Genomic DNA, 23,216 nt, shown 5'->3' with positions numbered 1-23,216 from the left:
AAAAGTCAGAGATAAAAAGAGTTGAAGGGTTAATCGAGCTTGGCCCCGGAAGCTTTCACCACCGCAGCCCAGCGTTTGATTTCGTTGCTCACAAAGGCGCCAAATTGTGGGCCTGTGATGTTGGGGAACTCCGCGCCATTTTGAGACCATGCCAATTTGATGTCGTCTGCGGATGAGGCCTTGCGCACTTCGTCGATGGCATGCGCTTGGATGTCGGTGGGTGTTCCTTTAGGCGCCCACAGGCCATACCAAGTGGTCACGGTGTAGTCGGGCAAGCCCAGCTCAGCCGCGCACGGCACATCAGGGAAGGCGGCGTTGCGCTTGTTGCCAGACACCATGAGGGCTTTCACACGCCCACCTTTGATGTGCTGGGCGGAGGATCCCAACCCATCAAACATCATGTCCACATTGCCTGCAATCAAGTCTTGCAAGGCAGGCCCCGCACCTCGGTAGGGAATGTGGGTGATGAAGGTTTTGGTGTGAAGTTTGAACAACTCTCCCGCCAAATGGTGGGACGTTCCGCCACCGGCCGAGCCGAAGTTCAGGCGTCCCGGGTTGCTGCGCAACTGGGCCATGAAAGCCTTGAAGTCGCCCGGTACTTTTTTGGGGTTGACCACCAGCACCTGGGGCACCACCGCCATCAAGGCCAAAGGCACGAAGTCACGCTCCAAGTCGTAATCCAGCTTGGGGTACATCGACGGCGCAATGGAGTGATGGACCGCCCCCATGAACAAGGTGTAACCGTCGGGCACGGCTTTGGCCGCCAAGCCAGCCCCCAAATTGCCCCCAGCACCTCCTCGGTTGTCAATCACCAAGGTCTTGCCCGTTTGCTTGGCAAACTGTGCCGACAACGGTCTGGCAAACGCATCGGTGCCCCCACCGGCTGGAAACGGCACCACCAGGGTCACAGGCTTGCTGGGCCAATTGGCATCGGCCTGCGCGCCAACACCCCATGCCGCCACCCCTGCAGCCCCCCAGCGCAACACTTGGCGTCGAGAAGCTGGGTCACTCAAAGAACCTTTTTGGGTTGTTTCCATGTTCATGTCTCCGTCTGGGTTTTCGTTGCTGTCATGAAAAATAGAAATCTTCAATCTCGCCAGATGCAGGCGCTTGGCCCTTGGCCAATTGCTGACGGTGCTTGTCGATGCGCTTGAGATCGTAAAGGTAGTTGACCATCAGACCGTGCGATTGTTTGAGCCCCTTGGGTGACGGGTCGGCAAACCAGTTCAAACGTTCAATGCGCGCCCCATTGCCCAAGTGAAATCGGGCCACAGGGTCGAGCACCAGGCCGCCTTGCTTGGCTTGCCCGAGGTAGTGTGCGGCGCAACGGGTGATGAACAAGCGCAAGGGCGACTTGAGCGACAAAGCCCCCAACACCAGAGGTTGTTCGATGGCGGTCAGCACATGGGTGACGCTGGGCGGCTCAAAGCTGAGCTCGCGTCCTAACGCAGACCGTTCTTTTTCGTTGAGTTGTGCCAGCAAGCCCTCGACGTTCTTGGACAACCAGGGGCGAAAACCGGGAATGGGGGACAAGGTGGCAAAGGTCTTGAGCTTGGGAAATTCGCCGCGCAGGGTTTCAACCACCCGCTTGATCAGTGAGTCGCCAAAGCTCACGCCGCGCAAGCCGGTTTGGGTGTTGCTGATCGAGTAAAAAATAGCCACCGTCGATTTTTGCAAATCCTCGGGCGCGGCGCTTTCATCCAGCAAGGGCATGATGTTGTCGGCCATCTCATGCAGCAAGGCCACTTCGACAAAAATCAAGGGTTCGTTGGGCAAACTGGGATGAAAAAAACCATAGCAACGGCGGTCGCTGTCAAGGCGGTTTTTCAAATCAGCCCAGCTGCGGATGTCGTGCACAGCTTCGTACTTGATGAGCTTTTCAATCAAGGATGCTGGCGAATCCCAGCTGATGGTGCGCAGCTCTAGAAACGCCACATCAAACCAGGTGGAAAAGAGGTTTTCCAATTCGGCGTCGAGCGCCAACAAACGCTTGTTGCTCTTCAAATGGGGCAGCAACTCCGCACGCAAATCCACCAAAAAACGCATGCCGCCAGGGTAGGCCGCAAAGCGCTGTAGCAAGCGTGTGCGCGGGGATACCAAAGCCTTGCGCAAGCGAATTTCGGCGCTGCCTTCGTCCACTGTGCCAAAGGCAGCGTCGTACTCGTCTCGTGCAGCGCGAACATTGACCGCATCAGGACCAAACTGTTCGCTGATCAACAACCACAAATCATGGCGCTCGTTTTCTGCCGCGCCCACATACCATTCGGCCAAGGCTTTGGCGCGTCGCCCGCCTTCGACCTCACTGACTTGAGGGTCGACAACCCCTTGCAACAAGTTCAGGGTGCGGCGTAACGAGCGCGGCGACAGCGCCTCTTTGTGTTGCCGCAAGGTCGCGTCCAAGCGCTCCCGGGTGGAACGGTCTTGGGTTTCTGGCACCTCGCTCACCGTCGCAGCGTTGCGCAAGAGGTTCAATTTGCTATTGAGCCAAGTGGTTGCGTTCATGCGTTAAGTTGCGTTGTGTTCGTTGGAAGTGTTGTGCACGGATTTGAACCACAGCCATGCACCCGCGACCACCATGGGCACGCACAGCCATTGGCCCATGCTCATGTTCAGCGCCAACAGGCCGAGGTGGGCATCGGGCTCACGGAAGTACTCGGCCATGAAACGACAACTGCCGTATCCCAGCAAGAAGACGCCTGACACGGCCCCCACAGGATGCGGCTTGCGTCCATACAGCCACAAGAAGACAAACAGCAGCAAGCCTTCGCCTAAAAATTGGTACAGCTGTGAGGGATGACGCGGCATCCAACTGCCACTTTGCGGAAACACCATGGCCCAAGGCAGCGCAGGGTCTGCCGCCCTGCCCCACAGCTCGCCGTTGATGAAGTTGCCCACGCGGCCGGCCGCCAGTCCGGTGGGCACACAAGGCGCGATGAAGTCGGTCACCAGCAGCCAAGGGCGTTGGCGCTGCCAGGCAAAAACGGCCATGGCCGAGATCACGCCCAACATGCCACCGTGAAAACTCATGCCCCCTTGCCACAAGGCCAGCACCTCCAAGGGGTGCTCAGCGTAGTAGCCCGGTTTGTAAAACAGACAGTAGCCGACACGCCCTCCCACAATGACACCGACCACGCCGTAAAACAACAAGTCCTCAATGTCTTGCTTGGACCATGCACCTTGGGCCACCAAGGCGGCATAGGGTGCGTGATGGAGTCGCAGATGCGCCAACCACATGAACAGGCCGAAGGCGGCCAGGTAGGTCAGCCCATACCAATGCACAGCCAAGGGGCCGAGTTGCAAGGCCACAGGATCGATGGAGGGGTGCATGAGCATGGTGCGATTGTGCCCGCTGACAGGGTGCATCGGGTGCCGGGTAAACTTGGAGTCTCACGACCTACACAGAGCCACCATGGACACCAAAACCATCAAAATCAACCGTCGCTCGGCCAACATCACCGAGGGCAAATCGCGCGCGCCCAACCGCTCCATGTACTACGGCATGGGCTACCAAGAGAGCGACTTTGGCAAACCCATGATTGGCGTGGCCAACGGTCACAGCACCATCACGCCTTGCAACAGCGGTTTGCAAAAGCTGGCCGATGCTGCGGTGGCTGCGATTGAAGCCGCTGGTGGCAATGCGCAAATTTTTGGCACCCCCACCATCTCGGACGGCATGGCCATGGGCACCGAAGGCATGAAGTACTCGCTGGTCAGCCGCGAGGTGATTTCGGACTGCATCGAGACCTGTGTGCAGGGCCAGTGGATGGATGGTGTGCTGGTGGTGGGTGGTTGCGACAAGAACATGCCCGGCGGCATGATGGGCATGTTGCGTGCCAATGTGCCCGCCATCTATGTGTATGGCGGCACCATCTTGCCTGGTCACTACAAAGGCCAAGACCTCAACATCGTGAGCGTGTTCGAAGCCGTGGGCGAAAACGCCGCTGGCAAATTGAGCGACGAAGACCTGCACCAGATTGAGCAACGCGCCATTCCTGGCACCGGCTCGTGCGGTGGCATGTACACCGCCAACACCATGTCCTCTGCCTTCGAGGCCTTGGGCATGTCACTGCCTTTCTCATCCACCATGGCCAACCCCCATGACGAGAAGATGAACTCGGCCCAAGAGTCGGCCAAGGTGCTGATTGAAGCGGTCAAGAAAGACATCAAACCGCGCGACATCGTGACCAAGAAATCCTTGGAAAACGCCGTGGCCGTGATCATGGCCACCGGGGGCTCCACCAATGCGGTGCTGCACTTCTTAGCCATTGCCCACGCCGCCGGCGTGGAATGGACCATCGACGACTTTGAGCGCGTGCGCCGCAAAGTGCCCGTTCTGTGCGACTTGAAGCCCAGTGGCAAGTACTTGGCGGTGGACCTGCACAACGCGGGTGGCATTCCTCAAGTCATGAAGACCTTGCTGGCCGCCGGTTTGCTGCATGGCGACTGCTTGACCATCACCGGCAAAACCATTGCCGAAACCCTGCAAGACATTCCCGATGTGCCGCGTGCTGACCAAGACGTGATCCGCCCCATCACCAACCCGATGTACGCCGAGGGCCACTTGGCGGTGCTCAAAGGCAATTTGTCCCCCGAAGGCGCAGTGGCCAAGATCACTGGCTTGAAAAACCCCGTCATCACCGGCCCAGCCCGCGTGTTTGACGACGAACAGTCGGCCCTCAAAGCCATCTTGGACGGCAAGATCAAAGCGGGTGACGTGATGGTGTTGCGCTACCTCGGCCCCAAAGGCGGCCCTGGCATGCCCGAAATGCTGGCCCCCACAGGCGCCTTGATTGGTGCTGGCTTGGGCGAGAGCGTGGGCCTGATCACCGATGGCCGCTTCTCAGGCGGCACCTGGGGCATGGTGGTGGGCCACGTGGCCCCTGAAGCCGCTGCGGGCGGCAACATCGCCTTTGTGCACGAAGGTGACTCGATCACCATCGACGCACGCCAGTTGTTGCTGCAACTCAACATCGACGACGCCACCCTGGCCCAACGCAAAGTGGGCTGGACCCCCCCTGCTCCGCGCTACACCCGTGGCGTGCAAGCCAAATTTGCCTTCAATGCCTCCAGCGCCAGCAAAGGTGCTGTGCTGGACGACTACTGAACCGATGCCACCTGAACCCAAAGGACATGCCATGAAACGCGCTCTGTTTACCCTCCTGTGTGCCACCACCTTGTCAGCCCCCGTGATGGCGGACCAAGCCTTGGCCACTTCTAAAAACTGCATGGCCTGCCATGCGCTCGATCGCAAGTTGGTGGGGCCGTCTTACAAAGAGGTGGCGGCCAAATATGCCAACGACAAGTCAGCGGTCGAGAAACTGGCCGGCAAAATTCAAAAAGGCGGCGCTGGCACTTGGGGCCCCGTGCCCATGCCCGCCAACACGCAAGTCAGCGATGCCGAGGCCCAAAAATTGGCTGCTTGGGTGTTGACCGTCAAATAAGCCTGAGGATTTGGAACACCATGACCACGATTCGCCAAGAAGACCTGATTGAGTCGGTTGCTGCCGCACTGCAATACATCAGCTACTACCACCCCGCTGATTACATTGCGCACCTGGCCCGGGCCTACGAGCGCGAGCAGAGCCCGGCGGCCAAAGATGCGATTGCGCAAATTTTGACCAATAGCAAGATGAGCGCCACCGGTCATCGCCCGATTTGCCAAGACACAGGCATCGTCAACGTGTTCTTGAAGATCGGCATGGATGTGCGTTGGGAAGGCTTCAGCGGCAGCGTGGACGACGCCATCAACGAAGGCGTGCGTCGTGGCTACAACCACCCTGACAACATGCTGCGTGCGTCGGTCGTGGCTGACCCGCAGTTCGCACGCAAGAACACCAAGGACAACACACCGGCGGTGATCTTCACCGAACTTGTGCCTGGCAACACAATCGACGTGACCGTGGCCGCCAAAGGCGGCGGCAGCGAAAACAAATCCAAGATGTACATGCTCAACCCCAGCGACAGCGTGGTGGATTGGGTGCTCAAAACCGTGCCGACGATGGGCGCGGGTTGGTGCCCGCCCGGCATGCTGGGCATCGGCATTGGTGGCACCGCCGAAAAAGCGGTGCTGATGGCCAAAGAAAGCCTGATGGACGACTTGGACATGTACCAACTGCTGGAGAAATCCAGCAAAGGCGACAAGCTCAGCCAAGTCGACGAATTGCGCCTGGAGCTCTACCACAAGGTCAACGCACTGGGCATTGGTGCGCAAGGCTTGGGTGGCTTGACCACCGTGCTGGATGTGAAGATCAAGATGTATCCCACCCACGCGGCCAGCAAGCCGATTGCCATGATCCCCAACTGTGCCGCCACGCGCCACGCACACTTTGTGATGGATGGCTCTGGCCCGGTGTACCTCACCCCGCCCTCGCTGGATCTGTGGCCCAACGTGAACTGGACACCCGACACACAAAAGAGCAAGCGTGTGGACCTCAACACCTTGACCAAAGACGAAGTGGCCAGCTGGAAACCCGGCCAGACCTTGCTGCTCAACGGCAAGATGTTGACCGGTCGCGACGCGGCTCACAAACGCATCCAAGACATGTTGGCCAAAGGCGAGAAGCTGCCTGTGGACTTCACCAACCGCGTGATCTATTACGTGGGCCCGGTGGATCCAGTCGGCGATGAAGCGGTGGGCCCCGCAGGCCCCACCACCGCCACCCGCATGGACAAGTTCACCGAGATGATGCTGGCGCAAACCGGCCTGATCTCCATGGTGGGCAAGGCTGAGCGTGGCCCCACTGCCATTGAAGCCATCAAGAAGCACAAGTCGGCTTACTTGATGGCCGTGGGCGGCGCGGCCTACTTGGTGTCCAAGGCCATCAAGCACGCCGAGGTGGTGGGCTTTGCCGACCTCGGCATGGAAGCGATCTACGAGTTTGACGTGGTGGACATGCCCGTCACCGTGGCCGTGGATGCGGGAGGCACCAGCGCCCACATCACCGGCCCTGCAGAGTGGGAGAAACGCATTGCCACTGGCGAGTTCAAAGGCATTGGCGTGACGGCTGCATGAAAAAGTGAAGAATCCCACTGGATTCTTCCCGGCAACAAACACTTGGATTCTTCAAAGGCCTCTCTTGAGGCCTTTGCTTTTATTCAGCAGCCACAACGTCTTCTGAACCCTCGTCACTCAACTCATCACTTTCAATGACGGCCATCTCAGCATATTGATTCGCCACCAGTTTGTGGCGATAGGCCAAAAATACGTGGGAGTCACGGGCTTCTTCATGGCCTTGGTCATCTGCCTCTGCAGCCAACGAATGGTGCTTGGATGCTTGCGAATAATGCAGGGCAGCAATGCGGTGGTAGTCGGCCAGGGACTCATACTCCACTTCATCTTCGTGGACTTCAGGATCAAGGTTCTGTTCGTGGGTCATTGAAAAAGCTCCATTGAGATTGCAGCGGATTGCTGCCCCCTAAGGATGAAGGCGCACAGTGAACCTTTGGTGACATGAAGAAAAAAAGTCCGCTCAACCGATCTTCAAACTTTCTCAAACAGTGGATGCAGCGGCTTCAAGCCACATGGAATCAATGTCGTTGAGCTTGGCGTGATCAAACTCGTGCGCTTTTTCCCAGTAACGCCCAGAGGGCACCATGTAGGCCAATTTTTCCTCCGCCAGCAATGCGCGTTCAATGGCTTGTGAATCCAACTGCGTTGCAGGAAGATCAAGAAGCTGCAGAGGGTCTTGTTTCAAAGAAAAATCAGTGATCGATGCGCGTGGGAACAACAACCTCGACTGGGGTAATTCGGACAAATTCACCACCGTGCAGGCTTGAGACTGGGCCAGGGCCATCAAACGAACTGACTTGGCCTCTAAAGATTGCAAGGTGATGTCAGCTCGCAAGGGGTCGGCTCGACCTTGACCGTAAAAGTGGGTGGTCTTTCCATGGGCAGCTGCGTAAACCATGTCACACCCTAAAAAGGCCAAAACTCGTGGCTTCAGAGCACCCAACGCCCAGTACCCGGCGGTAAAGGCCATGGTTCCGCCGGCGTACACAAATCCCCCGTAGCGGTTTTGCTGGGGCACAAAATCACGCGCCTCAATCAACTGCTTGGTTGACTGAGAACCCATGGGGGGAAGACGCTCAGGCGGAAAGTCCTCCGGATAGATCAAGTAATCCCAATGGTCGGTGACTTGCCAAGCATTGTTGATGGCAACACAGCTTGAGAAAACCGACAGGTCCCAGTTTTTAGCATTGATCGCATCGGGCGCACTGCCAATGATCAAGACAGCATTCAAAGCATGAGTCACTCACTATTCCTCATATTGCTCTTCCTTGGTGAAAAGCCTATTTGGACAGAGCCACATGACACTTTGATGATTGCTCACGCCACAAGGCGCTCAAAACGCCTCGCAGTCAATGAGATAAGACTGGCGGCCTGTCAGTGCAAATGACGGGGCTTGCGCCCGCCGTGGCCAGAGCCCCCATGCCCACCCCCGTTGCCACGTGGTGGTTTACCCAGGTCGAGCGAGTTGACCAAGTTGTCGAAACGGTCAGAAAACAACTTGTCAATCTCTTGCACCACGCCACCCAGCTCAGAGCCGTCAAAGTGACGCTCCATCAGATGAATCACATCATTGACCAACATGTCGCGCTGGGCCTGCATGATCTCGGCGGGTGTGGGGCCGACAAACAACATCACGAAATCATCTTTGGCATCTTCGCCTGAAGGGTCTTCGTCGTCGTCAAACTGGTTGTCGTAGAACGTGACTTCAATGGCAGCACCGGCAGAGGTGAGCTCGTTCAAGGTCATGCACATTTCGTCCAGACTTTGACGGAAATCGTCATCACCGGGCACTGTCCAGCAAAGCTGCAACCAATGCTCCTGAGCATCAAAACGAATCCCTGGCTCTTCAGGATAAGCACTGGTGGCGCCGTCTTCCAGGGACAAAGCCCCTGCATACTGCCACAGTGGACGCAGGGCATCTTGCAACTGTTGAAAGCTGACATCGGCACGCAAAGGTACCTGACCGTGCACATGAATTTCATACGCGGCGTTGTAACGTGCCATGACGAAACTCCTTCTTTGCTGCCTAATGATTGGTGCCCGAGACCGGAATCGAACCGGTACGCCCCTTACGGAAAGCGAGAGATTTTAAGTCTCTTGTGTCTACCTATTTCACCACTCGGGCAGTGTCTTGTTGGTTGAATTCACTCGGAATCCATTTTACCTCTGACAGAAACTCGACCTATTTGTAAAAACAAAAAGAATGCTTAATTACCAATCGTTAGTGATAGCAGAAACAGTCTTGGCAACTCTGTAAAGTAAGGGGAACAATGCAATGTTGCATTGACTTCAAAAATTAACTCAAACATGACGACTGCCACACACAACCCAGCACAAAGCCGAGGGCTTTTTGCCAATATTTTTACCAATCCCTCTTCAGGCGCCTTCAAAAAATGGGTCTCTGTGATCAACTTTTGGATCTTTGTATCGTGCATTTTTCTTGCGGGTGAAACCGTTGAGCCCTACGCCACAGAGCATGCCAAACTGTTTGACTGGGTTGAAATCACCGCTGTGATTTTTTTCAGCATCGACTACCTGGGTAACTTGTATTTCGCACCCAACCGTGTGAAATACTTTTTCAGCTTTTGGGGTTTGGTTGACCTGATTTCCATCTTGCCAACTTACCTGAGTTTGATGAACCTCACCGCCTTGCAAGGCACCAAAGTGTTGAGGGTTTTGCGCGTGGTGCGGGTGCTTCGGGTGTTGAAGATGGCACGCATTGCCTTGCAGCAACTCAACGACAAAGCAGAAGTCAGCAACCCCATCCTGACCAACCTGAAAATCTATTTCATCGCCTTGTTTTCGGTGGTCATGATTTCGAGCACCTTGATGTATTACGTTGAAGGTGACCTCTACTCTTCTGAGGCCATTGCACACGGCCAAGCCAAGTTGGATGAAAGCATCAAGGCCACGCCATTGCCCGCTGATGCACCGCCTGAAGCGGCCAAGTTCATGCCGACAGACCCTGTCAGCGGTAACCCGATTCCTGAAGACAAGCGTTTCTTCACATCCATTCCTGCGGCCATGTGGTGGTGCATGGTGACACTCACCACCACCGGCTACGGCGACATGTTCCCACTGACTTTTTGGGGTCGGGTGATTGCCGCGGCCACCATGTTGATGGGCTTGGTCCTGTTTGGTATTTTGTTGAACATCGTGGGCAAAACCATCATGGTGCTGCTGTTTGGTGAACAGTTGACCGAATCCGAGGAAACGCCTGCAACGCGCGAAGCCATACTTCGCTTGATGGTCAAACGCCAATGGATTTCGCAAGACCGCGCGAATGAAATCGAGCTGCTGTCTGAAGACCAGATCAAAACCCACTTTAAAAATGTCTAAGGGTGTCACTGCCATGAAATACAGAATTTCTCAACTCCTTGCCTTGCTTGTCCTGGGTGCTGGCCTGAACTGCGCTTTTGCTGCAGACAAAAAAGAAGCTGCGGCCGCAGAACCTGCCGTGAAAAAATCTGACGCGGGCATTTGCCATGACAAGACCAGCGCGTCTTATGGCAATACCAAAAAATTCACTGCGTTTGCGTCGATGGACGAATGCGTGAAAAGTGGCGGTAAGCCACCTGCTGGCGCAACCGCAGCCGCAGCTGATCCCGTGAAGAAATCTGACTCTGGCATTTGCCACGACAAGAGCAGTCCACACTACGAGCGGACAAAGAAATTCACCGAATTCAAAACAGTGGATGAGTGCATCAAGAGCGGCGGAAAGCTGCCCAAATAAAGCACAATGCCAACAGACCTGCGGGTCTGCGCGTCTTCTGAAAAGTCGTTGCTGAAACATCAGTAACGACTTTTTTCATATGTTGTTGTAAAGGATGGAGTACAGGCCCATGAACCCGTTGCCGATTCAAGGCTTTCGCGTGGTGGACGCCAGCTCGGTGGTGATGGGCCCTTACGCCAGCCAATGGTTTGCCGATTTGGGGGCAGAGGTCATCAAGGTGGAGTCTCCCGAAGGCGACTCCACCCACTTCACCGGTCCAAATGAGTGACCGCTGGGACGTTTCGCTTGCAAGGACATCAGGCCTTCATTTTTTTCTACGTTGCAGTTTAGGACCTTTTACACCAAAGAGCCAACAGACAACATGACCCAAACACGCATCCACTGCGTCATCAATGAAGTAATTCAAAAGAACCCAAATCGCCAGTGCCAAGTGCTTCACTTGCATGTACGCGACACGGTCGGCTTGACTCAAACATCAATCCAGCTAACCTAAGTTGTGGAATAAATTTGATGAAGGTTACCAAGTTATGTCGACTACACACCATCGTGACTACAAGCGCATCGCGACCGAAGAAGGTTGGATCACCAAAGAACTGATGGATCGTTATCTGGCGCTGTTAGAACGAGGTGACCATGGTGACCCAGGCTTTCAGAATTTATGGGGATTTTTTGGGACAAGTCAATCACCTCGCGCCCGGGGACTGTTTGAACGAATTCAGGATATGGATGCGCGGCGATTGGCTGATATGGATGCCACAGGCATCGATATGCAACTGCTGATGCTGACCAGCCCCGGCGTTCAAGTATTTGAATCGGCTGATGCATGTGCGCTTGCGTCAAGCAGCAACGACCAACTGGCTGAAACGATTGCCCGCCACCCTCACCGCTTCAGTGGTTTGGCCGCCTTCGCCCCGCAGGCCCCAGAAGCAGCGGCTGTAGAAATTGAACGCTCTGTCAATCGCTTGGGCCTCAAAGGCGCGCTCGTGAACTCCCATACCCAAGGGCGTTATATGGATGACGAATTCTTTTGGCCGATCTTCGAAGTGTGCGAAGCCTTGGATGTTCCCTTGTACATACATCCAAATACGCCCTCTCCACAAATGGTGGAACCCTTCCTATCCAGATGCTTAGACGCTGCAATCTTCGGTTTCCAAGCTGAAACAGGCTTGCATGTGTTGCGCCTGATCGTCAGCGGGGTTTTTGATCGATTTCCAAAACTCAAAATCGTCTTAGGGCACTGCGGGGAAGGCTTGCCATTTTGGTTATACCGTATTGATTTCATGCACGCGGGGATCGTTCGCTCTGGACGCAGCGAAGGCGCTAAGCCCCTCAAGCGCAAACCCAGCGATTACTTGCGTGAAAATTTCTTCTACACCACGAGTGGTATGGCATGGGAACCGGCCATCACGTTCGTTCAGCAGCAAATGGGATATGACAGAGTCATGTACGCCATGGACTACCCCTATCAGTTCGAAGCAGATGAAGTCAAAGCAATGGATGCTTTGCCCCTGAGCCCCGAACAAAAGAAAATGTTTTTCCAAACCAATGCAGAGCGAATTTTCCGACTCTAACAATCCCTGTTGATCCAGTGGATGAGGTACAACAAATGCATCACTTGAATCAATTGCGTCGTCTTGTTCTTTCAGCGGTCCTCACGACGCTTGCTTCAACAGGCTGGGCACAAGTCGACAACTGGCCCAGCAAACCGATCAGGCTAATTGTGACTTTCCCACCAGGTGGCAGCAGTGATGCGGCTGCTCGAATCGTTGCGCCACGACTTGCTGAACGACTTGGCCAACCTGTCGTTGTTGACAACCGTCCGGGCGCAGGCGGCGGCGTTGGGCTTGAGATCGCGGCGAAGGCACCTGGCGACGGCTACACCATCGTGCTTGCTTCTGCTGGAGGCCTGACAGCCAACCCAAGTCTCTACAGTCGCCTTGGCTATGAACCTGTTCGTGATTTCGCACCCATCACACTATTTGGAACCAGCCCATTCGTTCTGGTGTCAAACCCCTCATTGCCTGTCTCGAGCGTTGCTGACGTTGTCAAATTAGCCAAAGCACAACCCGGACGCCTGAGCTATGCCTCCGGTGGTAATGGAACGGCCATGCATCTCTCTGGGGAGTTACTCAAATCGATGGCACAAGTGCGAATACTTCACATTCCCTACCGTGGAAGTGGACCCGCACTGATGGCGGTGATGGCAGGGGATACACAACTTGCGATCGTTGACATCACGACGGCAGCAAGCCACATCAAATCAGGGCGTGTGAAGGTGCTTGGCGTGCTTGGAAAAAATCGATCCTCCATGGCTTCAGACATCCCTTCGCTGAGCGAATCGGGACTACCGGGATACGAAGCATCTGGCTGGTTTGGAATACTGGCCCCGGCAGCTACATCCGCCACAACGCTACAACGCCTCAATGCCGAGATCACTGCAGTGTTGCGATCTCCTGAAGTTAGGGAGCGTTTTGTTGCGACATGGTTGGAGCCACTGCCCAGCACCCAAGAAGAGATGGCGTCACTGATGAAGACAGAAACAACCAAATGGGCTCGCGTTATCAAAGAGTCTGGCGCGACTGTCGATTGACAAAACAAAAAGCCCCTCACGGGGCTTTGTTGTTGATTTCCTGGGGGAAATCTGGAGGCGCGACCCAGAGTCGAACTGGGCTAAACGGATTTGCAACGTATATGCGTCTAAATTTAACTATATAAATCCATAGGTTACGCGGTTATTTTGCAGCGTGTAATAAAACGTGTAATTGATACAACTACCCAATCAAACGCCTTACCCCTTCTTGAACAACAGCTTTTGCATAAGCGTCGGCAACACCATTCCAAGAATCCTCGACCTGTTGCCGAGTAAAACGCAACCGCACTTCCCCACCTTGCCATCGCACAACAACCTCAACAGCATCAGGGATGTTTTGCGGTGTCGGCATTGAGCTCCAAGCAAACTCTGGAAGGCTACTACCAGGAGATTTTGAATGGATTAACGCAGAGAACTGCCGCTCAATTTCAGCTAGACCTTCTCGAAATTCACGCAAAGCCTTAGTTTCCATGGACTGAGACTCTTTCAAAATCATTTGATTGGTAACTCATCAAAATACTTATAGGGATTCGCACTACACCATCCACTGATACTATCTTAATGCCGTAGTCCACGTCACTCATACGCACGACATGCAGTGGCGGGTATTCAATGCTTGGAACAAGTGACTTCTTACCAATAGCAACCCACACCTCATGTGGGGACTGCGTTGTGAGCCCATTCAGCTGCAATGCGGTAAGCAAACAAAAAACCAACCGCGGATACTAAATTGCAATTGGGCCTAGGTCATCCAGCTCTGTTGGCTTACGCCCTGCTAGCGCGTATACACCTCGTTCCACTTTGACCAAACTGCCTGTCTCAAGGAGCTGTTGAAGGGTTCCCCCAGCTGCGCCGACTAGCGCCAGTTCTCGCGCACGAACAAAGCCCTGCTTCTTGGCAAGGGTGGGGGCTGGGTGTTGAGTGATCGAGTGCAAGCCCGTATTTTACACTTTTGTATGCACTTAATAACAAGTACCTTCATTTCCATAAAATGGAGGTTAGCATGGTTTTGAATTTGGGGGCATATTTCGGACGTTGCATTTGTAATTCTCCATTTCAGTTTTAGTATCATTAATTGTCTACTGATTTGGGGGGACGTCAATATCGTGGGCCTATTAGTTTTGAATTAGGATGACCTGGACAATATACACTTCCGCCGTCTTGAATGCAAGCGCTTGGATTTTGCATCATTGGTGGCTGTTGTTGCGGTTGTTGCCCTAGTACTTTTTGTGGTTGCGGTGTATAGGTATAAATATTTCTACAATTTAAACCGCGTCTTCTAACTTCACGAATAACATTAATACCTGGTACATATAACTCTCTAGATGTAGCAGCCTCACAAAGCGTATAGACATCCACTTCTTTTAATTCCGCCTCAGAAAGATTAGATGTATGGACAGGACTTCCTGGAAAAGCACATCCAGAAAGTATTGAAAATATCGCGAGAGCAAACAAAAACTTCATAATACATTACCTTATAAAGAAAATAAAAGTATGATTGAAAAGTGTGTAAGTATTTGGCACAAGTTTTTGTACAACAGTATTTGACGCACAACCCGCCAAAATTAAAGTTAGTAATGCTGCGATTTTTTCATTTTGAAACGCATTGAAAGTGAACTCCTGCAGCAGGTGTTTTACCTAACTGCACATCATTACTATTTATACTTGTAACGCTTATTTGCATTCCTTTAGCACTACAGAAATCGGAAGTATCTTGTATCAGTCTTGCATTATGCACAGCACCTGATACAAAACCCCACTCTGATTTTGCAACCATGTAAGCATTCGGTCCTGTTTGCACAATACCAGAACTTGCACATCCTATTAATGTTAGAGCCACTGCAAATATCGTTGTAGTTTTCATTTGTTATAAAATATCATTTGTTGAGTAACTTTCTCTTTTGTTCTTGAAACTCTTCCTCGGATAGCAATCCGCGTTTTTTGAGATCTTCGAGTTTAACTAACTCAGCATATAAATCCTGCGATGCCCCTTTGGGCGCGGCCTGCTCAGTCTTAATGGATATATTTTCATCTCGACGGATGGTTATGTCCGCATCCTTCTTCATAATCACACTTGAATCTCTTACCGACCCTGGTTCAGCAAGGCGAAACTGATACTCAACTAAAGGAAATCCCGGTATGGGTCTCTCGTCTCGAATGCTAACGGCAATAGCCTCTTTGCCTTTTGATTGAGCAAATTGGTTTGCCGCGTCAATGGTGTCTGCTTTTAACTGTGCCATGTTTGCGAAAACCGAACCTGCTGCACTTGTCCTCGAAATCATGTAAACACCGGGAGAAATCATAACGGCATCTGGCGCAGCACACCCGATCAATACTGAAAGCGAAAATGTGATCAGTGCGAGGTTTCGTATAGGTGTCATTTATCTATTCTTTGCGTGAATAATTTGAATTTGCAGTTTACCCTCTCAAGCCGACTTCTCAGCAGCAATAGTGGCAGTCAACTTGCTGCAGTGCCGCTCAATCATTGTTGCTGAGTTGCCAATCTGCTTACTCAGCGTGTGTATCTCAGTGCCGCCCAGTAACTCCGCAGTGGCTTAGGTGTGGCGTATTGAATACAAACTGCGCTTCTGCCCTGCCCCATTCAGTGCCAAACCGCTTTCCCGCATCAACTTATCAAACATGCCGTAGAAAGTACGCGGACGCAATCCAATGGCGTTGCGAAAGATGTGTTTGCCGCTGTGTCCAAATACACTGTCAAAGTCCACGCCGCAAACATCATGCTTTCTGCTGTGCAAGCGCCGCAGCAAAGTTAAAGCCTCGTGTTTTGCAATCAAGTAGCGTTCGCCAGTTTTGCCACTAACTCGCACACGTAGGTAACGTACGCAGTCATACTCATACCACTCACAATGACACCATTACACGTTCATCGCCTCAGTGCCGTGCCTCATGCCTGTTAGCAGCAAGAACTCCACATAGTCACATAGCAAGGGGCGTTGCAGCCGATCAAAGTCATAGCTACCCTGTGTTTCCCACGAGGGCATAAATGCACCTAGCGAGGCAATTTCACCAGCATCAAATGCAGGACGCACACTACCCTTTTCACCTTTGCGTGACAGTTTAGGCAGAGGTACACGCGCACTTATACAGCCACGTTGTATTGCTGTGGTTCACACACGATTGAACGCACGGGCAAAGTTCATCAACGTGCTGCTTTTGCGCTTGTGTTGCATCTTGTCATTACGCCATCGCTCAAACTTCGCGATGTTGTCGTGTCGTATGTTGTGCAAGTGGCGCTCGCCAAAAAACGGCACAAAGTACTTGTTGATGATTTGGCAGTAATCCACGTAGATTTTCTTGCCCGTACCAGCAGCCAAATCGCGTTGCAGTTCTTCAACGGTAATCCGTGCAATCTCAGCGAACGTCTTTTGAACTGGAGTCAATCCCATGCGCTCCCTGTACCTCGCCTCGTCATACAAGTCGCAGACTACCTGCGCTGCATAGTCCCTGTTGGTTTTACGAGTGCTGACACGTACCAATGCGCCCGTAAAAAACTTGTACTTGTACTTGCACTGCGACACCCTGCTGCGCTCGCGCTTGTAAAGCACTACTTCACCATCCCGCAGCGTATGGATGTGTGACTCCGCGCTTGGAAGTGCTTTGAGAGTCGTTTTAAACGACGCTTGATATGGTTGGTGAGTAATGGCGTCAGGTATTCGATAACTTACCTGTGTCTGCTTCACGCCGCGACCCTGCTCGCACGGTCAAACAAACTGGTGCTCATTGCACAGCCCTTTCGCAAGTGTTTGACAGCGCTAAAAGTGTGTAGCGAGTGTGCAAAGTGTGCTGGCGAAAAAAATGCCGTTACTGCCTGAACAGTAACGGCAAGATTCTGGAGGCGCGACCCAGAGTCGAACTGGGCTAAACGGATTTGCAATCCGGTGCATAACCGCTTTGCTATCGCGCCATCCTTTATGAATCAACAAGTTAGCGATTTTGGTTTGTCTTGATTTGGGTCTTGTCCTTCGATAAAAAGGACAGGAAAAGGACAGAATCTAAAGCCAGTTTACTCCCCCACCGCAGCATCAAGAAACCTAGAAGCACTGAAGTTCGGATTGCACGCAACTAACCCCGTGATCAATGACTCAGCAAGAATCTGACGCAGCTCTCGGTCTGGAATGTTGTTGCGAATTGCTTGGGCGATCAAGATGAAGTGTTTGCGACTCATTGGCTACTCCTGTTAGTGATACATATAGCCGGCACAGTGGGTATCCGGAAGTTCACTACAGGTTTTGACGCGACATCAGTGGGGTATGGGGGGTACCGGGGTGGACCAACAAGAGAAGCCCCCCCCCAGTGTGGTTTTAGCTATCACTCATATCGCAAGGTCAATTTTTAGGAAGGTGTGTATGTTTTCAACACACCTAAATCTATACGACTAGCTAGCTACAGCAATTACACATAGTTGGCCTAGGCAAAAAGCACTCAATTTGGAAATTTTAAGTATTTTGATTTTTTTCTAGCTCTAATGCATTTTTTGTGCGATTATTCAAAGTGAGAATTCAAAAAAGGGTAAATATTATGAAAAAATTTCTAACTGCTTTCGCTGGTGTAGCTGCCGCATTTGCATCCCATGCATCTACTCAACCCGTTGCATCACACAACGCACCTACATTGGACTCACACAACATTGCAGCACCTCAGGCCACAGTGCTTGGTGAAAACATCGCGACCATCGACTCAAAAGGCGATCAATTCAACTTTATTTTGAAGAAGTCTGCTGACACTGGATTGATGATGGCGTATCACTCATCACATTCATCGCACGCATCACACGCATCACACAGTTCGCACTATTCCAGCCGCCGTTAATGCATCGTTGTTGACAACAGGTCCGCTTATCAGCGGACTTTTTTTTACTTAGAAATTCATCATGAAGCTCGAAATCGACGAACAAATTTATTGTCTTGAGGCCGTCCAAAAAGCCTCCTATAGGTTCATTGATAGGCTGACGATTCTTATCACTAAGGCCGATGGTAGGTTGATTTGTGAAATAGAGGCTGTTGAGGGAGTTGAGGAACTGTTTGATGCAAACGTTGCAAACTTCAAGAGAGAGCTTCTAGATCAACAACTGCGCAAACAAATTAAGGATGAAACAGAGCCTGCTCGTAACTTGATCCTTGCTTATGCGTTCTCACGTACAGGTCTACAGGGATGAGCAAGTTCAGCACGCTTGACAAGTACGTCAGCAAAGAAGGACAGTACGAGCTTCTGCCATTTCGCTTTGAGTCACTAGATGGCGACGATGTAGTTCTGACAAATTTTGTAGGTGAGTTCGTAATTTTGAAAAGAGGAAAGTTGGATGAAGTCGTTCATAAACGGCTTTCGCCTTCAGATGAAACTTACTCCCTTTTGCGTTCAAGACATTTCATCAAAGAGGCATCTGACACAGCGAGCATTCAGTTGCTGGGGCTCAAAACACGCACCAAATACAGCAACATCCGTAACTTTACAAACTTGCATTTGTTTGTAGTTTCATTGCGCTGCGACCATAGTTGCCCCTATTGCCAAGTGTCACGTCAATCGGAAAACAAAGCAGCGTTTGACATGACCGAAGAAACAGCCGATCAGGCTCTGAAAATAGTCTTTAGGTCGCCAAATCCAGCAATCAAAATTGAATTTCAAGGCGGAGAGCCGCTACTCAATTTTGATTTAATTAGACACGTGGTACTCAAAGCCGAAAAAATAAACGAGTTTGAAAAACGTGACTTGCAATTTGTAATCACAACGACGCTGTCCCTGATAACGGACGAGATTTTGGACTTCTGCAGGGAGCACAAGATTTTTCTGTCTTCTTCGCTGGACGGTCCAGAGGACTTACACAACAGGAATAGACCACGGCCCGGTAAAGATAGCCACACGCGGTTTGTTGAAGGTCTACAAAAGGCAAGAGACAAGTTGGGTTACGACGCAGTTTCTGCATTGATGACGACATCACCCGCTAGTTTGACAAGAGTGCGGGACATCATCGATGAGTATCTTAAGCACGACTTGGATGGCATCTTCTTACGTCATTTATCGCCTTATGGTTTTGCAATCAAAACGAAAAGCTACGACGCTTACAACGTAGACCGCTGGCTTGAGTTCTATCGAGAGGGTCTTGATTACATCGTTGAACTTAACAAGCAAGGCGTTCGCTTCACAGAACACTTTGCATCGTTATTGCTCACCAAAATGTTCACATCGAGCGACCCAGGGTTTGTAGATTTAATGAATCCGACTGGCGCAGGCATTTCCGCCGTTGTCTTTAACTATGACGGTGATGTTTATGCTTCTGATGAAAGCCGAATGCTTCGTGAGATGGGGGATACAACTTTCAAGATCGGCAATTTACGTACGAACACATACGAAGAGATCTTTACATCTGAAGTGCTGCTGAACGCATTGGATGACTCTTTTACGATGTCCGCACCTATGTGCAGTGACTGTGCGTTTGAACCTTGGTGTGGTGCAGAACCAGTTTTCCATCACGCTATTTTTGGTGATGTTCTTGGTCGTAAGCCTGAGTCTGAGTTTTGTAAACGAATCATGGGCGTTGTTCGTCATCTGTTAAAAAAGATGCAGACAGACCCCGAAGCCAAAGAAATTTTTATGCGATGGGCTAACAAATGCTAACGCTCTCAGGTCGGGTCATTAAGAAACAATCCGCTGTTGTACCTACAGGTCCAAGGCTATACAGCTTGTCGACAAATGCAAATCTGCCTTTGGCTTTACGCAGCAAGAAGACATTTCTCATAAAAGAACCTGTGGCAGTACCAAAAGGTTTTGGTCACTACTTCCACCTAGAAGGTGTGGAGGTGACATCAGTCGATCCCGAAAATACAACGCTTCTTGGGAAAGAATTTTCTTACTTTGGAAATGATGATGTAGTCAGCCTAAGTGCTGATGGTCGTATCCGCTCCATCTATAGAGCAGACTCGAATCACAACAGTATTCTCTTAACGGAACAGTGTAATAACTATTGCTTGATGTGCTCACAGCCACCTAAACGTGGCGATGACAGCTGGCTGCTTAGAGAAGCCTTTGAAGCCATTCGACTAATTCCACGCGAAACAAAAGTACTTGGATTTACTGGTGGCGAACCAACGATTTTCGGGCAAGAGTTCATAAATTTGGTCCAACACACGAAGAATTGGCTGCCGCATACAAGTCTGCATATTCTGTCAAACGGCCGATCGTTTGCAGACGAAAACTTTGCATACGAGTACGCCAAGGTGCAACATCCCGACGTGATGGTTGGCATCCCCGTTTATTCAGCTGATCCAACGATTCATGATTACGTCGTACAAGCTGAAGGTGCATACGATGAAACGATTCGAGGCATTCTTAACTTAAAGCGGTTTGGTCAGAAGGTTGAGATTCGTGTTGTTCTACACAAACAAACATACAAAGGCCTGCCAGAACTTGCTAACTTCATTGCAAGGAACCTACTATTTGTGGACCAAGTCGCATTGATGGGCCTTGAACACACAGGCTTCACACGCGCGAACATTGATGCGCTATGGATTGATCCGATTGAGTACAAAGAACAGTTAAGTGAGGCGGTACGAATCTTGTCAAATTACAGCATTCACACGGCGGTGTACAACCATCCTCTTTGCCTGGTAAATCCTGATGTTTATCCCGCTTACGTGAAGTCAATTTCCGATTGGAAAAATGAATACGCAAATGAGTGTGGGCCGTGCACAAAGAAAAATGACTGTGGTGGCTTCTTCTCTTCAGGTATTCAAAACGGATACAGCCAATCTATCAAACCATTTTTGTAACAAATAGGTGAAGTCATGAAGCATCGATTTTTAGCGCTGTTTGGCGGGGTGGCCGCTGCCTTTGCAGCTCAAAATGCCACCGCCAGTATTCAAGCTCTTAATCCAACACCACAAATTGCTACAACCAATGTTTTGAATGTCATTGCACCAGATGGGCAGGTGATTGTTCACGACAGGCATGGAGATGAATTTGAATTCGTACTGAAAAACTCAGGGCAAACAGGTTTAATGATGGCAGGCCATAGATCGCACAGGTCTCATAGTTCACACCGCTCTCATTACTCGAGTCGATGAAAGCACCAACAATATGTTGAAAATTTAGTCATGAAGTTTTTGCGTACATGGGCAACACCCTTAACAGCCGGTTCATTCGTCGTATTAGCGGTAACTGGCTTACTGATGTTCTTTCACTTAGATCGTGGTCTCAATCATTTTGCCCACGAATGGCTTGGCTGGCTTTTGGTTATAGGGGTTGCTGGTCACGTTGCCGCCAATTTTCTTGGCTTTAAGAAGCATATTTCTGGCGGCATAGGCAAGGCTGTTATAGCTGCATTTATTTTAATTTTGGCACTTAGTTTTATCCAACCAGAAGAAGAAAAACGTCCTCCAGGCTGGGCACAGCCTGTTAAAGCGCTGGCATTCTTACCTCTAAAAGAGCTTGCATTTGTTGCCAAGATGAGCGTTGAAGAAGTCCGAGAACGTCTTGAAGAAGATGGACTTAATCCAACGTCAAATGAACAAAGCATCAAAGATTTGGTTGGCCACAACTTAAGAAGACAAGTCGGCGCTTTGAATGCGGTATTTCCCGAAGAGTCGGAAGATTGATTGGAGTTTTATGCCTCGTTGGATTTGGGTAACAGTAGGCCTCATTATTTTCTACAACGTATTTTTAAAGGAAGAGCCTAAAACTGTCCGAACTTACTATCCGCTAAATACATCGACCTATGAAAGACCAGGCACCTTTGGAAAATACAACTGTACTTACGACTGTTCAGGACATCAAGCTGGCTATGACTGGGCAGAAGAAAATGACATCGATGATCCGGATGACTGTGATGGGAATTCAGTTTCTTTCGTTGAAGGATGTCGCGAGTATGCTGAGGAAAACTAAAATTGTTTTGCTACCGGTAAACATTTACCTTTATGAAAAACGCCAGGCTCGATAGGGAATAGACCTTTACCAATTACAAAACCATGCTTTTCAGCGTAGCTTTCAACTTCACTATCTGAAAGCACTTTTCCCTTCTTATCCTTTAATCTTTGCCAGCTAGATAGCTCACCGGAGATACGGTTGATTTTTGTTTGCGTGAACTTTCGCAATTCGTCGTCCGATTCAGGCATCAATGTCCCTGAATAAGACTCAACATGTATTGACGTCTCACTCCATGAAATAGTTTTATAGATTGACTTATATCCAACTGGTAGATCACTAGCATCGCGAATTTCTTTTTTCGATTGGTCAACAAAATAATAATGACTAACAGCGAATGCCTCGGGCATTCGGGGGTCAAAATTCTTGCAAACTATCACCGACTGTGCAAAGCAAGGAATTAATCCTTGGATAGCAAAAACAATTATTTGAGAAATTTTTTTCATAAGCAACTAATCTCTGATATAAATTTTACTCACAATGATTACCACAGAAACACTGCGATCATATCCACAAAAAAATCGGCAAAAGTTAAATATTCAATTCAAGATTTGCGATGAACTTTTGAAAATCTTCAATGCCTAAGAAATAACCATCTTCTGCATCTTTATAGCTTCGGCCTGAACCTTGGCACCAAACTGATAGTTGACCTTTATTCCACAATGTGTAATTGGAATGTACGCGATAGAAAAATCCCTGCGGATTGGAAAATGTAAAATCGGCAGACATAGATGGCATTTCTTTACCCATAACTGCAGGCCCCACTCTCATAAGATTAAAGTTAGGGGCTGAAACCACTGTTGTATACATTACAGAAAACATTTCTTTATCTGAAGTCAGCAATAGGTCACGTATTTGTGATTTGGACATTTTACTAACTCGTGGATTGAGTGAGGGACTGAGTCCTTGTTGAGTTACGTGGCAATAGGAAACGCTCTTAGAGCTGTCTC

General features: G+C 50.8%; 30 protein-coding genes, 2 tRNA genes and 1 pseudogene. 15 read left to right on the top strand and 18 right to left on the bottom strand.

The genetic code is table 11. From position 1 onward, the window contains the following. Positions 1–29: 29 nt before the first annotated feature. Genes ACKWJN_RS10095 through lgt form a run of 3 tightly spaced genes read right to left on the bottom strand, consistent with a single transcriptional unit; the run spans position 30 to position 3,333 of the window. Positions 30–1,037: a Bug family tripartite tricarboxylate transporter substrate binding protein gene (locus tag ACKWJN_RS10095; RefSeq protein ID WP_408596534.1), complete on the bottom strand. Its 1,008-nt coding sequence runs from the start codon at positions 1,035–1,037 to the stop codon at positions 30–32. A 31-nt stretch (positions 1,038–1,068) separates the two neighbouring features. Further along, complete coding sequence (locus ACKWJN_RS10090; RefSeq protein WP_408596532.1) at positions 1,069–2,502, bottom strand: malonyl-CoA decarboxylase; 1,434 nt, start codon at positions 2,500–2,502, stop codon at positions 1,069–1,071. Positions 2,503–2,505: 3 nt separating this feature from the next. Then, a complete protein-coding gene (lgt, locus tag ACKWJN_RS10085) occupies positions 2,506–3,333 on the bottom strand; it encodes a prolipoprotein diacylglyceryl transferase (protein ID WP_408596530.1) in 828 nt (275 codons plus the stop codon). 76 nt (positions 3,334–3,409) lie between these two features. On the opposite strand from lgt, the gene ilvD reads away from it, so the two are divergent. From ilvD to ACKWJN_RS10070, 3 genes are read left to right on the top strand one after another with little or no spacing between them, the layout of a single operon-like run. After that, positions 3,410–5,104, top strand: coding sequence for a dihydroxy-acid dehydratase (gene ilvD / locus ACKWJN_RS10080; protein ID WP_408596528.1), 1,695 nt, complete (start codon positions 3,410–3,412; stop codon positions 5,102–5,104). Between the two features lie 31 nt (positions 5,105–5,135). Next, on the top strand, positions 5,136–5,441 hold the full coding sequence (locus ACKWJN_RS10075; RefSeq protein ID WP_408596526.1) for a c-type cytochrome: 306 nt from the start codon (positions 5,136–5,138) through the stop codon (positions 5,439–5,441). Between the two features lie 20 nt (positions 5,442–5,461). Continuing rightward, complete coding sequence (locus tag ACKWJN_RS10070) at positions 5,462–7,012, top strand: fumarate hydratase (RefSeq protein ID WP_408596524.1); 1,551 nt, start codon at positions 5,462–5,464, stop codon at positions 7,010–7,012. Between the two features lie 79 nt (positions 7,013–7,091). Here the strand turns inward: ACKWJN_RS10070 and ACKWJN_RS10065 are convergent, their stop codons facing one another. From ACKWJN_RS10065 to ACKWJN_RS10050, 4 genes are all read right to left on the bottom strand, one after another. Further along, entirely contained in the window at positions 7,092–7,376 is a 285-nt protein-coding gene (locus tag ACKWJN_RS10065) for a hypothetical protein (protein ID WP_408596522.1), read from the bottom strand. Positions 7,377–7,490: 114 nt separating this feature from the next. Continuing rightward, the gene (locus ACKWJN_RS10060) at positions 7,491–8,252 is read right to left on the bottom strand and encodes a hypothetical protein (RefSeq protein WP_408596520.1); all 762 of its coding nucleotides are present in this window, start codon (positions 8,250–8,252) and stop codon (positions 7,491–7,493) included. Positions 8,253–8,383: 131 nt separating this feature from the next. Beyond that, entirely contained in the window at positions 8,384–9,013 is a 630-nt protein-coding gene (locus ACKWJN_RS10055) for a DUF6806 family protein (protein WP_408596518.1), read from the bottom strand. Between the two features lie 30 nt (positions 9,014–9,043). Then, a tRNA-Leu gene (locus tag ACKWJN_RS10050) sits at positions 9,044–9,134 on the bottom strand. A 182-nt stretch (positions 9,135–9,316) separates the two neighbouring features. Between ACKWJN_RS10050 and ACKWJN_RS10045 the strand changes: the two genes are divergently transcribed. The 5 genes and pseudogenes from ACKWJN_RS10045 to ACKWJN_RS10025 all read left to right on the top strand — a co-directional run bounded on the left by ACKWJN_RS10045 (position 9,317) and on the right by ACKWJN_RS10025 (position 13,332). Continuing rightward, entirely contained in the window at positions 9,317–10,348 is a 1,032-nt protein-coding gene (locus tag ACKWJN_RS10045; RefSeq protein WP_408596516.1) for an ion transporter, read from the top strand. Continuing rightward, the gene (locus ACKWJN_RS10040; protein ID WP_408596514.1) at positions 10,293–10,742 is read left to right on the top strand and encodes a hypothetical protein; all 450 of its coding nucleotides are present in this window, start codon (positions 10,293–10,295) and stop codon (positions 10,740–10,742) included. The genes ACKWJN_RS10045 and ACKWJN_RS10040 overlap by 56 nt, the downstream gene beginning before the upstream one ends. Positions 10,743–10,851: 109 nt before the next feature. After that, a pseudogene (locus ACKWJN_RS10035) lies at positions 10,852–11,001 on the top strand (CoA transferase); the annotation flags it as partial. 268 nt (positions 11,002–11,269) lie between these two features. Then, positions 11,270–12,313, top strand: a complete 1,044-nt coding sequence (locus tag ACKWJN_RS10030) for an amidohydrolase family protein (protein ID WP_408596512.1) — start codon at positions 11,270–11,272, stop codon at positions 12,311–12,313. 35 nt (positions 12,314–12,348) lie between these two features. Next, positions 12,349–13,332 carry a Bug family tripartite tricarboxylate transporter substrate binding protein gene (locus tag ACKWJN_RS10025; RefSeq protein ID WP_408596510.1) on the top strand — a complete coding sequence of 328 codons (984 nt, stop codon included), beginning with the start codon at positions 12,349–12,351 and terminating at the stop codon, positions 13,330–13,332. A 181-nt stretch (positions 13,333–13,513) separates the two neighbouring features. Here ACKWJN_RS10025 and ACKWJN_RS10020 read toward each other — a convergent pair whose 3' ends face one another. The 9 genes from ACKWJN_RS10020 to ACKWJN_RS09980 all read right to left on the bottom strand — a co-directional run bounded on the left by ACKWJN_RS10020 (position 13,514) and on the right by ACKWJN_RS09980 (position 17,518). After that, on the bottom strand, positions 13,514–13,804 hold the full coding sequence (locus ACKWJN_RS10020; RefSeq protein ID WP_408596508.1) for a hypothetical protein: 291 nt from the start codon (positions 13,802–13,804) through the stop codon (positions 13,514–13,516). 253 nt (positions 13,805–14,057) lie between these two features. Beyond that, entirely contained in the window at positions 14,058–14,267 is a 210-nt protein-coding gene (locus ACKWJN_RS10015) for a type IV toxin-antitoxin system AbiEi family antitoxin domain-containing protein (RefSeq protein ID WP_408596506.1), read from the bottom strand. A 163-nt stretch (positions 14,268–14,430) separates the two neighbouring features. Beyond that, positions 14,431–14,796, bottom strand: coding sequence for a hypothetical protein (locus tag ACKWJN_RS10010; RefSeq protein WP_408596504.1), 366 nt, complete (start codon positions 14,794–14,796; stop codon positions 14,431–14,433). 127 nt (positions 14,797–14,923) lie between these two features. Next, positions 14,924–15,196, bottom strand: coding sequence for a hypothetical protein (locus tag ACKWJN_RS10005; RefSeq protein ID WP_408596502.1), 273 nt, complete (start codon positions 15,194–15,196; stop codon positions 14,924–14,926). A 13-nt stretch (positions 15,197–15,209) separates the two neighbouring features. Continuing rightward, positions 15,210–15,713 carry an SHOCT domain-containing protein gene (locus tag ACKWJN_RS10000; RefSeq protein ID WP_408596500.1) on the bottom strand — a complete coding sequence of 168 codons (504 nt, stop codon included), beginning with the start codon at positions 15,711–15,713 and terminating at the stop codon, positions 15,210–15,212. 174 nt (positions 15,714–15,887) lie between these two features. Continuing rightward, entirely contained in the window at positions 15,888–16,127 is a 240-nt protein-coding gene (locus tag ACKWJN_RS09995) for a hypothetical protein (protein ID WP_408596498.1), read from the bottom strand. A gap of 333 nt (positions 16,128–16,460) precedes the next feature. Next, positions 16,461–17,033 carry a hypothetical protein gene (locus ACKWJN_RS09990; RefSeq protein ID WP_408596496.1) on the bottom strand — a complete coding sequence of 191 codons (573 nt, stop codon included), beginning with the start codon at positions 17,031–17,033 and terminating at the stop codon, positions 16,461–16,463. A gap of 150 nt (positions 17,034–17,183) precedes the next feature. After that, positions 17,184–17,257: transfer RNA gene (locus ACKWJN_RS09985), tRNA-Cys, on the bottom strand. 99 nt (positions 17,258–17,356) lie between these two features. Beyond that, positions 17,357–17,518 (bottom strand): hypothetical protein, encoded by a 162-nt coding sequence (locus ACKWJN_RS09980; protein ID WP_408596494.1) that lies wholly within the window; start codon positions 17,516–17,518, stop codon positions 17,357–17,359. A 353-nt stretch (positions 17,519–17,871) separates the two neighbouring features. On the opposite strand from ACKWJN_RS09980, the gene hxsA2 (ACKWJN_RS09975) reads away from it, so the two are divergent. The 7 genes from hxsA2 (ACKWJN_RS09975) to ACKWJN_RS09945 all read left to right on the top strand — a co-directional run bounded on the left by hxsA2 (ACKWJN_RS09975) (position 17,872) and on the right by ACKWJN_RS09945 (position 22,227). Beyond that, positions 17,872–18,162 (top strand): His-Xaa-Ser repeat protein HxsA2, encoded by a 291-nt coding sequence (hxsA2, locus tag ACKWJN_RS09975; protein ID WP_408596492.1) that lies wholly within the window; start codon positions 17,872–17,874, stop codon positions 18,160–18,162. Between the two features lie 61 nt (positions 18,163–18,223). Continuing rightward, complete coding sequence (hxsD, locus tag ACKWJN_RS09970; RefSeq protein ID WP_408596490.1) at positions 18,224–18,508, top strand: His-Xaa-Ser system protein HxsD; 285 nt, start codon at positions 18,224–18,226, stop codon at positions 18,506–18,508. Further along, positions 18,505–19,965 carry a His-Xaa-Ser system radical SAM maturase HxsB gene (gene hxsB / locus ACKWJN_RS09965; RefSeq protein ID WP_408596488.1) on the top strand — a complete coding sequence of 487 codons (1,461 nt, stop codon included), beginning with the start codon at positions 18,505–18,507 and terminating at the stop codon, positions 19,963–19,965. Before hxsD ends, hxsB begins: the two co-directional genes overlap by 4 nt. Beyond that, positions 19,959–21,116 carry a His-Xaa-Ser system radical SAM maturase HxsC gene (hxsC, locus tag ACKWJN_RS09960; RefSeq protein WP_408596486.1) on the top strand — a complete coding sequence of 386 codons (1,158 nt, stop codon included), beginning with the start codon at positions 19,959–19,961 and terminating at the stop codon, positions 21,114–21,116. Before hxsB ends, hxsC begins: the two co-directional genes overlap by 7 nt. A 15-nt stretch (positions 21,117–21,131) precedes the next feature. After that, a complete protein-coding gene (hxsA2, locus tag ACKWJN_RS09955; protein WP_408596484.1) occupies positions 21,132–21,410 on the top strand; it encodes a His-Xaa-Ser repeat protein HxsA2 in 279 nt (92 codons plus the stop codon). A gap of 30 nt (positions 21,411–21,440) precedes the next feature. After that, positions 21,441–21,941 carry a DUF4405 domain-containing protein gene (locus ACKWJN_RS09950; RefSeq protein ID WP_408596483.1) on the top strand — a complete coding sequence of 167 codons (501 nt, stop codon included), beginning with the start codon at positions 21,441–21,443 and terminating at the stop codon, positions 21,939–21,941. Positions 21,942–21,951: 10 nt separating this feature from the next. Then, positions 21,952–22,227, top strand: a complete 276-nt coding sequence (locus ACKWJN_RS09945; protein ID WP_408596481.1) for a hypothetical protein — start codon at positions 21,952–21,954, stop codon at positions 22,225–22,227. Here ACKWJN_RS09945 and ACKWJN_RS09940 read toward each other — a convergent pair. Next, positions 22,224–22,712, bottom strand: a complete 489-nt coding sequence (locus tag ACKWJN_RS09940) for a hypothetical protein (protein WP_408596480.1) — start codon at positions 22,710–22,712, stop codon at positions 22,224–22,226. The genes ACKWJN_RS09945 and ACKWJN_RS09940 overlap by 4 nt on opposite strands. Positions 22,713–22,797: 85 nt before the next feature. After that, the coding region (locus tag ACKWJN_RS09935; protein WP_408596479.1) for a hypothetical protein at positions 22,798–23,216 on the bottom strand (419 nt) is incomplete at its 5' end.

Origin of the sequence: Limnohabitans sp., assembly GCF_046052825.1 — a bacterium.
Classification (GTDB): Bacteria; Pseudomonadota; Gammaproteobacteria; order Burkholderiales; family Burkholderiaceae_C; genus Limnohabitans.
This window is presented reverse-complemented; position numbering and strand designations above follow the sequence as displayed.

Excerpts from the sequence above, each read along its gene's own strand:
- ACKWJN_RS10095 (WP_408596534.1), bottom strand. The coding sequence starts at position 1,037 with ATGGAAACAACCCAAAAAGGTTCTTTGAGTGACCCAGCTTCTCGACGC.
- ACKWJN_RS10090 (WP_408596532.1), bottom strand. The coding sequence starts at position 2,502 with ATGAACGCAACCACTTGGCTCAATAGCAAATTGAACCTCTTGCGCAAC.
- lgt (WP_408596530.1), bottom strand. The coding sequence starts at position 3,333 with ATGCTCATGCACCCCTCCATCGATCCTGTGGCCTTGCAACTCGGCCCC.
- ilvD (WP_408596528.1), top strand. The coding sequence starts at position 3,410 with ATGGACACCAAAACCATCAAAATCAACCGTCGCTCGGCCAACATCACC.
- ACKWJN_RS10075 (WP_408596526.1), top strand. The coding sequence starts at position 5,136 with ATGAAACGCGCTCTGTTTACCCTCCTGTGTGCCACCACCTTGTCAGCC.
- ACKWJN_RS10070 (WP_408596524.1), top strand. The coding sequence starts at position 5,462 with ATGACCACGATTCGCCAAGAAGACCTGATTGAGTCGGTTGCTGCCGCA.
- ACKWJN_RS10065 (WP_408596522.1), bottom strand. The coding sequence starts at position 7,376 with ATGACCCACGAACAGAACCTTGATCCTGAAGTCCACGAAGATGAAGTG.
- ACKWJN_RS10055 (WP_408596518.1), bottom strand. The coding sequence starts at position 9,013 with ATGGCACGTTACAACGCCGCGTATGAAATTCATGTGCACGGTCAGGTA.
- ACKWJN_RS10045 (WP_408596516.1), top strand. The coding sequence starts at position 9,317 with ATGACGACTGCCACACACAACCCAGCACAAAGCCGAGGGCTTTTTGCC.
- ACKWJN_RS10040 (WP_408596514.1), top strand. The coding sequence starts at position 10,293 with ATGAAATCGAGCTGCTGTCTGAAGACCAGATCAAAACCCACTTTAAAA.
- ACKWJN_RS10030 (WP_408596512.1), top strand. The coding sequence starts at position 11,270 with ATGTCGACTACACACCATCGTGACTACAAGCGCATCGCGACCGAAGAA.
- ACKWJN_RS10025 (WP_408596510.1), top strand. The coding sequence starts at position 12,349 with ATGCATCACTTGAATCAATTGCGTCGTCTTGTTCTTTCAGCGGTCCTC.
- ACKWJN_RS10020 (WP_408596508.1), bottom strand. The coding sequence starts at position 13,804 with ATGGAAACTAAGGCTTTGCGTGAATTTCGAGAAGGTCTAGCTGAAATT.
- ACKWJN_RS10010 (WP_408596504.1), bottom strand. The coding sequence starts at position 14,796 with ATGAAGTTTTTGTTTGCTCTCGCGATATTTTCAATACTTTCTGGATGT.
- ACKWJN_RS10005 (WP_408596502.1), bottom strand. The coding sequence starts at position 15,196 with ATGAAAACTACAACGATATTTGCAGTGGCTCTAACATTAATAGGATGT.
- ACKWJN_RS10000 (WP_408596500.1), bottom strand. The coding sequence starts at position 15,713 with ATGACACCTATACGAAACCTCGCACTGATCACATTTTCGCTTTCAGTA.
- ACKWJN_RS09980 (WP_408596494.1), bottom strand. The coding sequence starts at position 17,518 with ATGAGTCGCAAACACTTCATCTTGATCGCCCAAGCAATTCGCAACAAC.
- hxsA2 (WP_408596492.1), top strand. The coding sequence starts at position 17,872 with ATGAAAAAATTTCTAACTGCTTTCGCTGGTGTAGCTGCCGCATTTGCA.
- hxsD (WP_408596490.1), top strand. The coding sequence starts at position 18,224 with ATGAAGCTCGAAATCGACGAACAAATTTATTGTCTTGAGGCCGTCCAA.
- hxsB (WP_408596488.1), top strand. The coding sequence starts at position 18,505 with ATGAGCAAGTTCAGCACGCTTGACAAGTACGTCAGCAAAGAAGGACAG.
- hxsC (WP_408596486.1), top strand. The coding sequence starts at position 19,959 with ATGCTAACGCTCTCAGGTCGGGTCATTAAGAAACAATCCGCTGTTGTA.
- hxsA2 (WP_408596484.1), top strand. The coding sequence starts at position 21,132 with ATGAAGCATCGATTTTTAGCGCTGTTTGGCGGGGTGGCCGCTGCCTTT.
- ACKWJN_RS09950 (WP_408596483.1), top strand. The coding sequence starts at position 21,441 with ATGAAGTTTTTGCGTACATGGGCAACACCCTTAACAGCCGGTTCATTC.
- ACKWJN_RS09945 (WP_408596481.1), top strand. The coding sequence starts at position 21,952 with ATGCCTCGTTGGATTTGGGTAACAGTAGGCCTCATTATTTTCTACAAC.
- ACKWJN_RS09940 (WP_408596480.1), bottom strand. The coding sequence starts at position 22,712 with ATGAAAAAAATTTCTCAAATAATTGTTTTTGCTATCCAAGGATTAATT.